Source organism: Alcanivorax sp. HI0044 (assembly GCF_001634945.1).
Genome location: NZ_LWEZ01000150.1, coordinates 1 through 1,289, shown reverse-complemented (window position 1 = coordinate 1,289; position 1,289 = coordinate 1). Strand labels below are relative to the sequence as shown.

3 protein-coding genes and 1 pseudogene are annotated in these 1,289 nt (G+C 53.2%); all 4 read right to left on the bottom strand.

What is annotated here, in order from left to right; all coding sequences use genetic code 11:
- Positions 1 to 84 (bottom strand): annotated as a pseudogene (locus tag A3730_RS30145) (50S ribosomal protein L6); the annotation flags it as partial.
- A gap of 31 nt (positions 85 to 115) precedes the next feature.
- Entirely contained in the window at positions 116 to 508 is a 393-nt protein-coding gene (gene rpsH / locus A3730_RS01825; protein ID WP_063519146.1) for a 30S ribosomal protein S8, read from the bottom strand.
- A gap of 31 nt (positions 509 to 539) precedes the next feature.
- Positions 540 to 845 (bottom strand): 30S ribosomal protein S14, encoded by a 306-nt coding sequence (gene rpsN / locus A3730_RS01820; RefSeq protein WP_063521169.1) that lies wholly within the window; start codon positions 843 to 845, stop codon positions 540 to 542.
- An 11-nt stretch (positions 846 to 856) separates the two neighbouring features.
- On the bottom strand, positions 857 to 1,289 hold a 433-nt coding region (rplE, locus tag A3730_RS01815), incomplete at its 5' end, for a 50S ribosomal protein L5 (RefSeq protein WP_063537355.1).

The window sequence follows — 1,289 nt, the reverse complement described above, 5'->3', positions numbered from 1 at the left end:
ACCTTTTACGGCGACTTTCTGGCCATCGACTTTAACTTCGACGCCCTTCGGCAGATTTACCGGATTTTTTGCTACTCTAGACATTGTTGCACCTAACCTGTCTACGCCGCTTCTGTTAGGACACTTCGCAGATCAGCTCGCCACCAACATTGGCTTTGCGCGCTGCCCGGTCAGAAATAATGCCCTGATTAGTGGATACGATCATAACACCGAGGCCGTCTTTGACCTTGGGGATCTCACCAGCGGACTTGTAAACCCGCAGACCAGGACGGCTTACCCGTGCAATCTTCTCGATCACAGGGCTGCCTTCGTAATACTTCAGCTCAACCGTCATTACCGGTTTTTTATCGCCTGTCACTTCGTAACCTGCGATATAGCCCTCGTCCTTCAGTACTTTGGCAACAGCTTCCTTTGCTTTTGACGCAGGAATCTCGACCTGTACTTTCTTGGCCATCTGGGCGTTACGGATACGAGTAAACATATCCGCCAGGGTATCTTGCATGCTCATGCCGCAATCGCTCCGCTACCTAACTCTTGGCTTACCAGCTGGCTTTAACCAGACCGGGAACATCACCGCGCATTGCTGCTTCACGCAGCTTGATCCGGCTAAGGCCGAATTTGCGGTAGTAACCGTGCGGACGACCGGTGAGACGACAGCGATTACGCTGACGAACCGGAGAAGAATCGCGCGGCATTTTTTGCAGCTGAAGCTGAGCATCCCACTTCGCTTCAGGTTCTGCATTGGGATCCTGGATGATCGCCTTAAGCGCTGCGCGCTTGGCGGCAAAACGCTGAACCAGCTTAGCGCGTTTTGCTTCCCGGTTTTTCATGGATTCTTTAGCCATGACAAATCCTCTTAGCCCTTCAGCGGGAAGTTGAAGGCGCGCAGCAGCGCCCGTGCTTCGTCATCAGTCTTGGCTGAGGTGGTAATGGTAATATCCATACCACGCAGCTTGTCGACCTTGTCGAAATCGATCTCCGGGAACACGATCTGCTCACGCAGACCCATGGAGAAGTTGCCCCGGCCATCGAAGGATTTCGGGTTCAAACCACGGAAGTCACGGATTCGCGGAATGGCAACAGAAACCAGGCGCTCCAGAAATTCATACATTCTCTGGTTGCGCATGGTCACCTTGCAGCCAATCGGCCAACCTTCACGGATCTTAAAGCCTGCAACAGACTTGCGCGCGTTGGTTACCAGGGGCTTCTGGCCAGAAATGGCCGTCATGTCCGCCAAAGCACCTTCCATCGCTTTACGATCCGCAGAAGCTTCACCAACACCCATATTC

Bases quoted from the DNA above. Each gene is read 5' to 3' on its own strand.
- rpsH (WP_063519146.1), bottom strand. From the start codon at position 508: ATGAGCATGCAAGATACCCTGGCGGATATGTTTACTCGTATCCGTAAC.
- rpsN (WP_063521169.1), bottom strand. From the start codon at position 845: ATGGCTAAAGAATCCATGAAAAACCGGGAAGCAAAACGCGCTAAGCTG.